The organism is Lysinibacillus sp. EB271-A1-10B (genome assembly GCF_058791335.1).
Genome location: NZ_JBYTDL010000012.1, coordinates 1 through 12,982 on the forward strand (window position 1 = coordinate 1; position 12,982 = coordinate 12,982).

General features: G+C 37.3%; 16 protein-coding genes. 14 read left to right on the plus strand and 2 right to left on the minus strand.

From position 1 onward, the window contains the following. Positions 1–198: 198 nt before the first annotated feature. Positions 199–966, plus strand: a complete 768-nt coding sequence (locus AC3WSK_RS15660) for an HAD-IIB family hydrolase (RefSeq protein WP_492414537.1) — start codon at positions 199–201, stop codon at positions 964–966. 600 nt (positions 967–1,566) lie between these two features. Here AC3WSK_RS15660 and AC3WSK_RS15665 read toward each other — a convergent pair. Continuing rightward, positions 1,567–3,261 (minus strand): methyl-accepting chemotaxis protein, encoded by a 1,695-nt coding sequence (locus AC3WSK_RS15665; protein ID WP_427483392.1) that lies wholly within the window; start codon positions 3,259–3,261, stop codon positions 1,567–1,569. A 311-nt stretch (positions 3,262–3,572) separates the two neighbouring features. On the opposite strand from AC3WSK_RS15665, the gene AC3WSK_RS15670 reads away from it, so the two are divergent. The 5 genes from AC3WSK_RS15670 (at position 3,573) to AC3WSK_RS15690 (ending at position 7,202) form a co-directional block, all read left to right on the plus strand. Beyond that, positions 3,573–4,067, plus strand: a complete 495-nt coding sequence (locus AC3WSK_RS15670; protein WP_427483393.1) for a DUF1648 domain-containing protein — start codon at positions 3,573–3,575, stop codon at positions 4,065–4,067. A gap of 129 nt (positions 4,068–4,196) precedes the next feature. After that, entirely contained in the window at positions 4,197–4,853 is a 657-nt protein-coding gene (locus AC3WSK_RS15675) for a YdeI/OmpD-associated family protein (RefSeq protein WP_492414538.1), read from the plus strand. A gap of 472 nt (positions 4,854–5,325) precedes the next feature. Continuing rightward, positions 5,326–5,763 (plus strand): DUF1801 domain-containing protein, encoded by a 438-nt coding sequence (locus tag AC3WSK_RS15680; RefSeq protein ID WP_427483397.1) that lies wholly within the window; start codon positions 5,326–5,328, stop codon positions 5,761–5,763. Continuing rightward, positions 5,760–6,137 carry a VOC family protein gene (locus AC3WSK_RS15685; RefSeq protein ID WP_197143839.1) on the plus strand — a complete coding sequence of 126 codons (378 nt, stop codon included), beginning with the start codon at positions 5,760–5,762 and terminating at the stop codon, positions 6,135–6,137. Before AC3WSK_RS15680 ends, AC3WSK_RS15685 begins: the two co-directional genes overlap by 4 nt. A gap of 84 nt (positions 6,138–6,221) precedes the next feature. Further along, a complete protein-coding gene (locus AC3WSK_RS15690) occupies positions 6,222–7,202 on the plus strand; it encodes a GNAT family N-acetyltransferase (RefSeq protein ID WP_492414539.1) in 981 nt (326 codons plus the stop codon). A gap of 51 nt (positions 7,203–7,253) precedes the next feature. Here AC3WSK_RS15690 and AC3WSK_RS15695 read toward each other — a convergent pair whose 3' ends face one another. Further along, the gene (locus AC3WSK_RS15695; protein ID WP_079562208.1) at positions 7,254–7,691 is read right to left on the minus strand and encodes an Rrf2 family transcriptional regulator; all 438 of its coding nucleotides are present in this window, start codon (positions 7,689–7,691) and stop codon (positions 7,254–7,256) included. A gap of 190 nt (positions 7,692–7,881) precedes the next feature. On the opposite strand from AC3WSK_RS15695, the gene hmpA reads away from it, so the two are divergent. The 8 genes from hmpA (at position 7,882) to AC3WSK_RS15735 (ending at position 12,953) form a co-directional block, all read left to right on the plus strand. Beyond that, positions 7,882–9,048: an NO-inducible flavohemoprotein gene (gene hmpA, locus AC3WSK_RS15700; RefSeq protein ID WP_079562209.1), complete on the plus strand. Its 1,167-nt coding sequence runs from the start codon at positions 7,882–7,884 to the stop codon at positions 9,046–9,048. Between the two features lie 183 nt (positions 9,049–9,231). After that, entirely contained in the window at positions 9,232–10,293 is a 1,062-nt protein-coding gene (locus AC3WSK_RS15705; protein ID WP_427483402.1) for a YeeE/YedE thiosulfate transporter family protein, read from the plus strand. A gap of 17 nt (positions 10,294–10,310) precedes the next feature. Further along, on the plus strand, positions 10,311–10,535 hold the full coding sequence (locus AC3WSK_RS15710; RefSeq protein WP_079562211.1) for a sulfurtransferase TusA family protein: 225 nt from the start codon (positions 10,311–10,313) through the stop codon (positions 10,533–10,535). Between the two features lie 253 nt (positions 10,536–10,788). Further along, on the plus strand, positions 10,789–11,049 hold the full coding sequence (locus AC3WSK_RS15715) for a metal-sensitive transcriptional regulator (protein ID WP_349659363.1): 261 nt from the start codon (positions 10,789–10,791) through the stop codon (positions 11,047–11,049). Positions 11,050–11,092: 43 nt separating this feature from the next. After that, positions 11,093–11,434: a rhodanese-like domain-containing protein gene (locus AC3WSK_RS15720; RefSeq protein WP_079562213.1), complete on the plus strand. Its 342-nt coding sequence runs from the start codon at positions 11,093–11,095 to the stop codon at positions 11,432–11,434. Between the two features lie 12 nt (positions 11,435–11,446). Further along, entirely contained in the window at positions 11,447–11,743 is a 297-nt protein-coding gene (locus tag AC3WSK_RS15725) for a rhodanese-like domain-containing protein (RefSeq protein ID WP_079562214.1), read from the plus strand. Between the two features lie 247 nt (positions 11,744–11,990). Next, a complete protein-coding gene (locus AC3WSK_RS15730; RefSeq protein WP_492414540.1) occupies positions 11,991–12,545 on the plus strand; it encodes a sulfurtransferase TusA family protein in 555 nt (184 codons plus the stop codon). A 12-nt stretch (positions 12,546–12,557) separates the two neighbouring features. Further along, positions 12,558–12,953 carry a DsrE/DsrF/DrsH-like family protein gene (locus AC3WSK_RS15735; protein WP_079562216.1) on the plus strand — a complete coding sequence of 132 codons (396 nt, stop codon included), beginning with the start codon at positions 12,558–12,560 and terminating at the stop codon, positions 12,951–12,953. Positions 12,954–12,982: the final 29 nt, after the last annotated feature.

Genomic DNA, 12,982 nt, shown 5'->3' on the forward strand with positions numbered 1-12,982 from the left:
ATGTTTTAACTGTGCGAAAGCGAAGCGGCAGCAACAAATGTTTTAACTGTGCGAAAGCGAAGCGGCAGCAACAAAGCGCCCAGCCGTAACGGAAATCAACCCCGCGTTATTATAATAATCATTATTATTTCTACAATAAATGTAAATATTTATGAGATAATAAATGGGTAATTAATAGTTTAGAAAGAGGGCGTGACAATGAAATTTGTATTTGATTTAGACGGTACGATTTGCTTTAAGGGTCAACCATTAAGTGAGGGAGTTACTAATGCTTTAGAAGCTTGCATCGAAAACGGACATGAAATCATTTTTGCATCCGCTCGTCCGATTCGTGATTTACTACCAGTATTACCTGAGACAATGCGAAAATTTTCAATGGTAGGGGGAAATGGTGCATTTGTTGCACAGAACGGAGAAACTATTGAGGTAACAGCATTTGAAGCAAAAATTATAGAAGAGATTCAAAACATTATTTCAGCATTTGGATTGCCGTATTTAATAGACGGTGATTGGGATTATGCATATACAGGTAGTGAGACACACCCAATTTATCAAAATTTAGATCCATTAAAACTTGCGAAAAACGTTTCGTTGCAAGAGTTGAAGGATATAGTGAAAGTTGTATTATTCCCTGGAGAGCAACGTAATGAAATAGTAGGCAAACTAAAAAAACTACCAATCTCGTTATATGAACATACATCTGAAAATATTGTAGATATGAGCCCGAGTGGCATAAATAAATGGAATGGTTTAACGAAGTTAGGTATCGCTGAAGGTGAATTTATCGCATTTGGTAATGATTCGAATGATGCGTCCATGTTTGCAAAGGCAAAAGAAAGCGTTTGTGTAGGGGAACATAAAGTACGTGAGCTTGCGTCCTTACAAGTACCGAGTGAGGAGACGGCAATAATTAAGATGTTAAGTGTGTTAAATGAAAAGTACAAGGAAGAGGCTTTAATTGATTAGATTCCCGTGCTGGGAATCTTTCATAAATTGAAGAATCCTGTACATATAAATGAATGACATCGATAGTTACCATTTAGGGATAATCAAAGTCCAATTTTCATATAGGACGATGATAAAAAGGAGAAGATTATATGGCAGAGTCTAACACAATTTTGTTCCTTTGGCAGCTCTCTTTTTTCATTTCTGGTGTCACATTAATAGTAGGTATTTAAAAAAAGTCTTGGGTTTATATGCTGATAAGTACAATTACATTTTTGCCTTTAGCGTTTTATTTTTTATTAGGAGCAAAAAATTCTTTTAAATATATTGGACTAACACCATTTGTTCTTTTCATATTAGCTATATTTTTTTCGTTTTTAAAAAGAAGATCCTAGGCAGCTGGGAGAAAAAATAAAGATCCTCCCAAATTGTATACAAATACAGTTTTGGAGGATCTTTTTATTAAAAAGTTAATTAGTCAATGAAAAAGATATCTAAATATGTTTGAAAATCAACAAGTCTTGATTTTGATAATCTTGAAATTAATATTATTAATTCGTTAATAAATCTGGTTTAAGGGTTGCTGTGTTAATCATTACTGAGTGTCTACTCTTATCATTTTTATTCAACCTTAAAGCGTGAAACCTGTGTTTGTAATTCCTCGGCCATGTTTGATAGTGTAGCAGCGGAAGCGGCCACTTCTTCAATAGTTGCTAGCTGTTCCTCGGAAGCAGAAGCTACATTTTGTAGATTGGAAGAAGACATCTGTGCGATTGTTGCAATTTCATCAAAGGATGCGTAAATTTGCTCAGCGCTTGATGACATTTCCTCTGAAACTGTCGTTGCTTCTTGAATTTGTTTGGATACATGCTCAGTCAGTTCAACGATTTTTGAGAAGCCTTCCTCCGCTACTTTGACAACTTGCATACCTACTTGAACCTCTTGTGTACCAGTATCCATAACAGCTACGGCGTGGTGTGTATTCTGTTGGATTTCTGAAATCAAAGTTGAAATTTGTTCAGCAGATCGCTTGGATTGCTCCGCTAATTTTTTTACTTCATTCGCAACTACTGCAAAGCCTCGACCATGATCTCCTGCACGTGCTGCCTCAATTGCAGCATTCAATGCTAGTAAATTTGTTTGCTCTGCAATATCTGTAATGAGGCTAATAATATTTCCGATTTCAACAGAATGGTTTTCTAAATCTTTCACAACGCCAGCAGATTCTAAAACCGCTGAATTGATGGTGTCCATCTGTGTAATAACACGGTGAAGTGATTCATTTCCTTTATTCGCTTCCGTATTTGTCTCTATAGCAAGCTCTGAAACAGCAGCTGTAGTCACAGCCAATTGTTGAATGCCTTTTGTCATAGTTTTCATAGCTACCGAACTTTCAGTAGCATTTTTACCTTGAGCTTCGGAGCCGCTTGCTACTTCTTGTATAGAGGAAGTGATTTGTTCTGTCGCTTGAATAGTTTGTTCAGCACTTGCTGTTAGCTCAGCTGCAGAACCACTTACTTGTACAGTGTTATGACGTACATTTGTAATAAGATCCTTTAAGTTTGCCGCCATTTGATTAAAGGCAAGTGCTAAATCGCCTACTTCATCACGATTCTTAATTTGAATTTGCTCAGCTGTTAAATCGCCCCCAGCAATCTTTTTCGCGGTCTTTGCCATTCCCCTGATAGGGCGGGAAATAAGGCTTCCCATGATCATAGCAATTATCAGACTAATGACAACGGCAAACACGCCGAGAATAATCATTTGGAATTTAATAGATTGTATTTCTTTTGATGTAGCAGCGATTTTTTCTTTTATATATTCATCTTGATAGTTTGCAAGGTTAGCTACACGTTCGTCGAATTGTTTAATAATTAGGCGGCCCTGTGTGCTATCAAGCTTTACATATTGTTCTGTTTCTCCATCGGCCTTTAATGAAAACATGCGATCTGCGAACTGTTGGACATCTTGCTCGCTTTTATTGATTGCCTCTAATAATTCGATTGATTTTTGAGAATCGAACGATGCCATTAATTCATCATATTTCTTTTTAAATTCTTCACGGGACGCCGTATTACTTTGAAAATTTTGCTTGTCTCCAAGTAATAGATAGCCTCTCATATTTACAATTTCCTGTTTAGCAATTGCGCGGAGCTCTTGTATACTAATAGATTTTGTTGTTTGTTCTTCAAGTAACACGCGATATGTCTTGTTTACGGAATTAAGCTGTTTAAAATTTAATCCGATGGTGCCAATCAATACTAAAATTACAATAAAAAAACCGAGTGTTAACTTTTTATAGATAGTAAATCGCATAGTTGTCGTTTCCTTTCTCAGTAATTTAGTAGAAATGTTACAAAAAAATGAAATATGTATATACCATTTATATCAGATTATATTAATTTTACAAAGTATTATGAGAATTTCTACTATATTGAATAAGAAGAGTAAGGACGTAAGTTGTAGATAAAATGATAAAAAAGGTAGAATAAAGTGCCGTTTTACTGTTAGTGGAAGCGGATAGTTATGTATATATCGCAAACAATTAAGACAATTTGCGCAAATTTGAAACTAAATGAACTGTAGTAACGTAGAAATGGTAAAGGGATAAGCAAGGATGTGGGAAGATGTATAGACCTGTTTTGAAATTGCCGAAAACATCATATGAAAAAATTTTGGACTATATCGGTGGTGGATTATTTGTACTGTCCATCCTTTATATTTTGGCTATGTGGGGCAACCTACCTGAGGAGATTCCAGGACATTTTAACGGAGCAGGAGAAGTTGATCGCTGGGGTTCCAAAATAGAATTATTTATCCTTCCGTTTATTGGACTACTTCTATGGATTTTTCTAGGGTTCCTCGAAAGGGTTCCGCATACGCATAATTACCCAGCACGCTTAAATGAAAGTAATGTTGAGGCTTTTTATTTGAATAGCCGAAAAATATTAAATGAAGTGAAAAACCTTTGTCTCATTTTATTTGCAGCTATATCCTTCCAAATGGTACGCATTGCACTTGGTGAGGTAGAGAATCTTGGCTGGTGGTTCCTGCCGATAGTGATAATTGGAACAGCCATTCCGATAATTAAAGGTATAGTAGCGACTACCAAAATAAAATAGCTTATTTCAATGTAAACGAAACGCTCGAGAAAATTTGAGCGTTTTTTTTGTACGAATTTTTCATTAAATCAGCTATACTATCAAAACTAAGAGAAAATTGAATTGATCTTTAAAAGAGGTGTCAAAACTATGCAAAAGAAATTTAAACTTAAAGATGAATTGTCCATTGTTATTCATAATCAGCCGCAGGATATGTTGCTAGAGGGAATACCCCAATCGGGGAATACACCTCATGATCGAATCATTACCTTTGTATTTACTATTGATGAAATGGTAACGTACTTACAAAATGAAATAAAGTTAAACACTCTCGTGGAGCAAGGCTATTTATTTTTTGTGTATCCGAAAAAGGGGAATAAGAAGTATGAACAGTTTATTCATCGCGATGAAATCTTCCCGGCTATTCAAGTAGACGATGAAAGATACATTGTTGGCAGTGATTATAAATTTGCGAGTCTTATGTCTTTAGATGAGACATTTTCAATATTAAGCATAAAAAGAGATGGCAAAAGCCGTGGCAAGAAGAAGACAGCGAGTAGTCAATGCGTAAGCGACTATGAGGGCATGATTCCTCAATTGCGTGATTCACTTGCGGAAAATACGGATGATTTAACATTTTATGATGGATTAACACCGGGCTATCAAAAAGATTGGGCCCGATATATTTATAGTGCGAAAAAGGAAGAGACGCAGGTAGCGCGCTTGGAGGAGATGCGTGAAATTATTAGACTAGGCTACAAAACAAAGGAATTATACCGAAAAGCAAAAGCAGAAGGTAAAGCATAAATAACAAAGAGGTTTTATTGATTATTTTAAATGATGCTATATTCGTGCTAATTGGCAATCCTATGATTAGCCTAGCTCGTAGCTTAGCGATTAAAACGGAAATCAATGTCTTCTAATTGGCTATTGGCTCATTATTAAAAATTAGGGATGATATTTATTACACATATGAAATCAATTCAGCGTTATGGTAATTTGCCATACAAATCATTTCTAATAAATTGATCCATCATCGGAAGTTTGAGATGACATTTTGTAAAACGTATTTCATACATATAAGTAGATTGGAGTGGAGGCTGGGCGACTCCTCGGGGATTAGCGTTACAGATGAGACCCTGGAGCGAGCAAAGCGAGTGAAGCGGCTCATCGAACGCCCCCTAGGAAAGCGCCCAGCCGGAACGGAATCAATTCTACGTTATGGAATGAGTCTTCTATAAAGATATACACCAATACTATGTTGAAAAGGGGACAGAGTATGAAAAACACTTATATTGAGCAAGTAGATAAAAAATGGCAGGAAGGTTTTGCTAAACTTGTAGATGTCGTAGAAAGCAATTTACCAGAGGGTTTTGAAGAAAATATGAATTATGACATGATAAGCTATGTTGTCCCGTTATCTACTTATCCGAAGGGCTACCATTGTACACCGAATACTCCTTTACCCTTTATAAGTCTTGCTGCACAAAAACGTCATATTGCGGTTTATCATATGGGCATTTATGCAGATCAAGCGTTACTCTCGTGGTTCCAAGAGGAATATGCGAAACGAGTTCCGACAAAGCTTAATATGGGGAAAAGCTGTATTCGTTTTACAAACACTAAAAATATTCCGTATGAATTAATAGGAGAGCTTGTTTCGAAAATGACACCAGCACAATGGATTACAAAATATGAAGGGGAGTTAAATAAATGAAAAGTGCCACTACGTTTTTAATGTTTCAAGGACAAGCCAATGAAGCTATCCAGCAATATCAACAATGGTTTTCAGAGTTACAAGTAGAAAGCTTAACTTATATGGAAGACTCACAACAGGTTGCAATGGCTGTCCTTCATTTAAAAGGTTTGAAAATAATGGTGAATGATAGTGTGATACAACATAACTTTACATTTACACCGTCAACCTCTATCTTTGTGGAATGTGAGTCTATAGATGAAATCGACAGTCTGGTTGCTCAAATTTTAGAGGGTGGACAGGCGTTAATGCCGCTAGATAATTATGGGTTCTCAAAGAAATTTGCCTGGATTCAGGATCGTTTCGGTGTATCTTGGCAACTAACATATAATTAAATTTAGGAATAAGCTTTAAGCCATTAGAGGATGATACAAAAATCCAATGCGTAAGGCGAGATCATATTAAAAGGAGAATAGAATATGGCCGTAACTTTAGTGAGACACGCTATAAAATATGCTGAAGCAATGCATGCACTGTCTTCCATGCCACAGGTTCGAGATGCACTAGGGTTACCTGCTGGAAAAGTGGAAGATACGATTAATTTTATTAAACGTGAGTGTGTGGACGAAGAGGCAGGAAAGACAGTTCCTCGTGTTATCTTAGATGAGGAAGGGCAACTGATTGGTGTAACGGCGTTAATGTTTATTGATCACAATAAAAAGAGCTGTCATATTGGCTCATGGCTAGGCTATGAATTTTGGGGTAAAGGCTATAATCTTCAATCTAAAATTGCCATTTTAGATATTGCATTTTTTGAGTTAGGGTTAAAGTATGTTTTTGCAGGAGCTCGAAAGGTCAATATTCGCTCACAAAAGGCACAGGAAAAATTGCCTTTTATTCGACTCGGAGTTGAAAATGATTTTCCGAAGGAGCATTCATGGTTAGAGGTCAAGGAAAAGCAGCCTTGTGTTTTAAATGTTTTTGAGCGCGAAGATTTTGTCCAATATCGTACATCTTTAAAGAAAGTGGAAGGTGCGAGAGAAGACTATTTACCACAATTGTTATTGGCCGATGAAAGTGAAGAAGCTGTTCGGAAATATTTAAATGACGGTGAATTATTTGAGATTAAATGTGGCGAGCAGTTAGCGGGTGTGGCGTTACTTCTAGAACAATCTGATAAGACAATAGAATTAAAAAATATTGCGATCGTACCGAAGTATCAAGGTAAAGGGCTTGGAAAAGAAGCGCTTCGTCAAATAACTACAATTTGTCAAACACAAGGGTATCAAACGATAATAGTTGGAACTGCGAATTCTAGTATTGATAATATTGCATTCTATCAAAAAGCAGGCTTTCGTATGGAAGCAATTGAAAAAGATTTTTTCAGTAATTATCCAGAGCCAATCTATGAAAATGGAATTCGTGCACTAGATATGATTTTCTTTTCAAGGGCATTGTAAAACAATATAGACATAAGAAATACCCGTCCAACTTGAGTTGTGCGGGTATTTTTATTCGCCAAGCAACAGTGCCATCAACTTTTCTTTTGAATGTAAAAAATCATCAAGCGTATAGCGATCTAAGACTGATAAATAAGCTTGTAATGCTTCATATAATACGCCTTTCAGCTGACATTCTGGTGCAATTTTGCATAGATTATTTTCTTTGTCAAAGCATTCGACAAGATGAAAATCCTCTTCTGTATGACGCACGATTTCTCCAATTGTAATGGTTTTTGGATCAATCGCTAGGCGAATTCCTCCACCTCGTCCTCGAATCGTTTCAATATAGCCCAATAATCCAAGTTGATGTGTCACCTTCATTAAATGGTTTTTCGATATATTGTAAGCGTCAGAAATTTCTTGGATAGTTGATAATTGGCCTTCATCCTTTGCACCCAAATAAATGAGTGTTCGAAGAGAATAATCGGTGTATAAAGTTAAGCGCATAAGAACACCCTACTTTCTATAGTTCAAAATAATTATAGCATTTTTACATTGAAGTATAATAAATTCAATACTTTTTTAAAGATGTATTTAAAATGCATTAATTATGTCCATTTTGTTAAAGATGTATTTTACATATTGCTTTAAGGAATTGATAGCGTTATATTGTAATCACGAAAGGATGGTATGCGATATGTTAAAACAAGAAACAGTACAAATTATTAAAGCGACAGTTCCTGTATTAGAAGTTCATGGAGTGGAGATTACTAAAACGTTTTACAAAAATATGTTTCAAGCTCATCCGGAATTATTAAATATTTTCAACCATACAAACCAAGAAAAAGGTCGCCAGCAAACAGCATTAGCAAACACAGTCTATGCTGCTGCGGTTCATATTGAAAATTTAGAAGCTATTTTACCAGCGGTGATGTTAATTGCTCATAAACACCGTAGTTTAGGTATTTTACCTGAGCACTATCCAATTGTTGGAGAAAACTTATTAAAAGCTATTAAAGAAGTGCTTGGTGATGCAGCAACAGATGATATTATTAATGCTTGGGCTGAAGCATATGGCGTCATTGCAGATATCTTCATTCAAGTAGAAGAAGAGCTATATCAAAAAGCTGAGCGTAATGGCGGTTGGCGCTTATTTAAACAACTGAAAGTGGCGAAAAAAGTAGTAGAAAGTGATCTTGTTACATCTATCTACTTTGAAAATGAAGACGGTTCGTCTCTACCAGCTTATGAGCCGGGTCAATATATCAGTATCCGTGTGAAAGTACCAGGCGAACAGTATTTAATGAACCGTCAGTATACGCTTTCGCAAGCAAGTGCAGAAGACGGCTACCGTATTTCAGTGAAACGTGAAAGTGATCATACGCCAAATGGTAAAGTATCTAACTTTATTCATGACGTATTAGAAGTGGGAGATTTAGTGGATGTAAGTGTTCCAGCAGGGCTATTTGTCTTAGAAGAAACTTCTACTCCTATTACGTTTATAAGCGGTGGTATCGGTGTAACACCATTGAATAGTATGCTGCAATCACTAACAGATGATGCGACAAACGAAGTGAGCTTTATCCAGTGTGCGCGCAATGAAAAAGTTGTAGCATTTAGCGATGACATCAAAAAGAAAGTAAATGTGCTACCAAATGCAACATACACAGCGTTTTATTCGGATGAAAATAAGAAAGTCTCAAAAGAATTGTTAGCCGAAAAAGTAGCCGATAATGCAGATGTTTACGTATGTGGACCGGTTGGCTTTATGGAAGCAATCATTGAAAATTTACATGAGATTGGCGTGAAAGACGAAAAAATTCATTATGAATTCTTTGGTCCAGCAATGCAGTTAGCCAAATAAATAACGATCTGACCCCTTGTTATAAGAAGCAGTTTTCTGCACTTGTAGCAAGGGGTTTTTGTTGCGCAAATATGAAAAAAGTCATTGTATTTAAAATAGTAAAAAAAAAGTAATTGAATTCATAGTAAAACAAGTGGTATTATACCCTATAAGAATACTAAGGTATTGGAAGGGGAATGACGGATGGTTCAAATGGTTATTACGGGACTTATTTGCGGAGCTTTACTTGGATTTGTTATGCAACGTGGTCGTTTTTGCTTAACTGGCGGATTCCGCGATATGTATTTAACAAAAGATAACCGTATGTTTTACGCATTACTTATTGCAATAGCAATCCAAAGTGTGGGTGTATATACCTTAATTAGTTTAAAGGTATTTGAATTCAGTGCTGGTTCGCTACCGATCGTAGCTGTTATTGTTGGTTCGTTTATTTTTGGAATTGGCATTATTTTCGCAGGTGGTTGTGCAACAGGTACTTGGTATCGGGCAGGAGAAGGTTTACTTGGCAGCTGGATTGCATTAGCTGGTTATATGCTTGTAGCAGCAATGATGAAATCAGGCGTATTGTTGCCGATGGATACGGCTATTAAAGAAACGAAAATTGAAAGTAATTCTATTGCCGAGACAATTGGCGTAAATAACTGGTTGATTATTACGATTTTTGTAGTAGTCGTTACATTTATCATTTACCGTGAGCTAAAGAAGCCACGAGTGAAAATCCCAGGGTTAAAGCCGAAAAAAACGGGATTAGCACATATTTTATTTGAAAAACGTTGGCATCCATTTATAACTGCAACACTTATTGGTGTGATTGCAACTTTAGCGTGGCCGTTAAGTGTTGCTACTGGACGCATAGGTGGGTTAGGCGTTACAACACCTTCTGCTAATATTTTGCAGTTTTTGGTGACAGGACAAATTAGCTTCATCAACTGGGGTGTTTTCCTAGTGCTAGGTATTTTCTTAGGATCATTATTCGCAGCAAAAATGAGTGGCGAATTTAGATTTCGTATTCCAGATACAAAAACGGCGATTAACAGCTTATGTGGTGGACTTATGATGGGGTTCGGTGCAGGTTTAGCAGGAGGATGCTCAATTGGTAATGGATTGGTGATGACAGCGATGATGACTTGGCAAGGATGGATCTCATTAGGGTTTATGATTTTAGGTACATGGACTGCATCTTACTTTGTATTCGTTCGACCAAGTAAAAAAGCTAAGCAAGCTACAGAAATAATACCCGCATAAAAAAGGAGTGCTTTCATATGAAAAAAATATTAGAAGTTATGGGAATGGTTTGTCCATTTCCTTTAGTAGAGGCAAAAGAAGCGATCAAAGGCTTAAATTCAGGCGATGAATTAGAAGTGCAATTTGATTGTACGCAAGGTACAGAATCCATTCCTCGTTGGGCAGCTGAAGAAGGGCACGAGGTAACGGAGTATGAGCAAGTTGGCGATGCGGCTTGGACAATTACGATTAAAAAGAAATAATTTAAAGTTTAAAAAAGCGAGAAATTCGATGATAGCATCGTCGAATTTCTCGCTTTTTTTTATGAAAATTAAAGGGAGATGTAGATAACTACTTGAGATTAACGGGGTAAAACGTTGATACATAAGGGGTATAACATGGAAATGACGTTTAAGAAAAAATTAGAGCTTTCATGTTGACAATATACCTAATGGGGTATATCATGAATCTCGTAAGCGAGTTCAATCAATCGTTTTGAAAGGAGGCGTGAACAGTATGGCTTACGATGCAAAAACAGCTAATCGAGTAAAGCGAATAGAAGGTCAATTGCGTGGTGTTTTACGCATGATGGAAGAAGAAAAAAACTGTAAAGATGTGATTACACAGCTATCTGCCGTGCGTTCTGCGGTTGATCGAACTATTGGAGTAATCGTTAGTGAAAATTTATTGGAGTGTGTAACGACTGCTGAAGGGGATGCGGGGAAAATGAATAACGCTATCCAAGAAGCAATGGATTTAGTCGTTAAAAGTAGATAGATTTTATATACCCTTAATAGTATTAAGTTGGAGGCGATATTACTTGGAAACATGGATTATACTTGCTGTTGTTATAGCATTTTTTGTTTGGCGAATGAAGCCAACGAAAGGGGTGCAGTCAATTTCGGCGGCGCAATTGAAAAATATTCTAAATGATAAGGATAAAGTTTTTGTTGATGTGCGGACACCAGCCGAATATAAGGGGCGAAATATTCCGCAGTTCAAAAATGTTCCGCTCGGTTCTAGCTTTGAAAAGTTACCGAAGGACAAAGAGATCGTTGTCATTTGCCAAAGTGGCATGCGCAGTAGTCGGGCATGTAAACAGCTGAAGAAACAAGGGTTTGAGCGTGTGACAAATGTCCGTGGAGGCATGAGCGCGTATTAGGAGGAGAATAGTATGAAGGAAATTTCAGTAATGGAAGTACAACAAGCTGTAGAGCAAGGGCAGGCAATAAATTTAATCGACGTACGTGAAGTAGATGAAGTGGAGTCAGGACACATTCCTGGCATTATTCATATCCCGCTTGGCTTACTTGAATTTCGTATGCATGAGCTAAATAAAAATGAACCATATGTTATGGTCTGTCGATCAGGTGGTCGTAGTGGTAGTGCTACTCAGTTTTTAGAAAGTCAAGGCTTCGATGTATGTAATATGGTTGGTGGCATGCTTGCTTGGAATGGTGAAGTAAAATAAGAGGATGCACCCGCTATATTTTTTTAACTTCTTTCAGCGACCCGCTGAAATATAGGAACTCAGTCTAAGAACGCCACGTCCTGTGGCAACGACTGAGTTACCAACGTCGTGTTGGCTAAAGCCTCCGGCGGATGTCACGGAATCGGAAAGGAGTTCTTTGTGCATGCACAAAGCCGATTCTGGACGCAATTATGCCGAGGTATATTTGATCTAAAATAATACCTATACAGGTATGAGGGAGGATGTTATGAGTATTAAGGTAGATTTTCAGCTGGATGCCAAGGAGCTTTCTTGTCCTATGCCAATTGTTAAAACGAAAAAGGCGATGGCTGATTTAGTAGATGGTCAAATTTTAGAAGTATCAGCAACAGATAAGGGTTCGAAGGCGGATATTGCTGCGTGGGCTGAATCTGTGGGTCATCAATATATTGGGACAGTGGAAGAAGAAAGTGTGCTTAAACATTATATTCGTAAATGCTCAGACGACACGATAGATGAGCAAACTTTTGAATATACAATTGAGTTAAAAGAGGCAATGGCAAGAGAAGGACTTATTCTCGATGTTCGCGAGGAGGCAGAGTTTGCTTTTGGTCATATCGAGGGAGCAAAGTCAATTCCGATGGGTGAGCTAGAGGGACGCCTTTCTGAACTTGATAAAGAGCAAGAAATTTATGTCGTTTGTCGAACTGGGAAGCGCAGTGATTTAGCTGCTAAAAAGATGGCGGCACATGGTTTTACAAAAGTATTTAACGTTCTACCAGGGATGACTTCCTGGATGGGACATTTAACAAAACATATTTAGGAGGAATTTATTATGTCAAATAAAGTAGCGATAATTGCAAGTAACGGTGGTCTTTTCGATGCATATAAGGTGTTCAATATTGCAACGGCAGCGGCAGCTACAGAGAAAGAAGTAGCGATCTTCTTTACATTCGAAGGATTAAATTTAATCCATAAGCAAGGAATGCATGCATTACCTATGCCTGCGGGAGCGGAGCATTTTGCAGAAGGGTTTGCTAAAGCTAATGTACCCGCAATTCCGCAATTAGTGGAAATGGCGCAGGAATTAGGTGTTAAGTTGATCGCGTGTCAAATGACTATGGATGTAATGGGTTTAACGACAGATGACTTTATTGAAGGCATTGAAGTTGGGGGAGCTGTGACGTTCTTAGAGTTTGCAAAAGATGCAGCACCGTCATTAACGTTCTAATTAATATAAATGACTCACTATATAGGCGG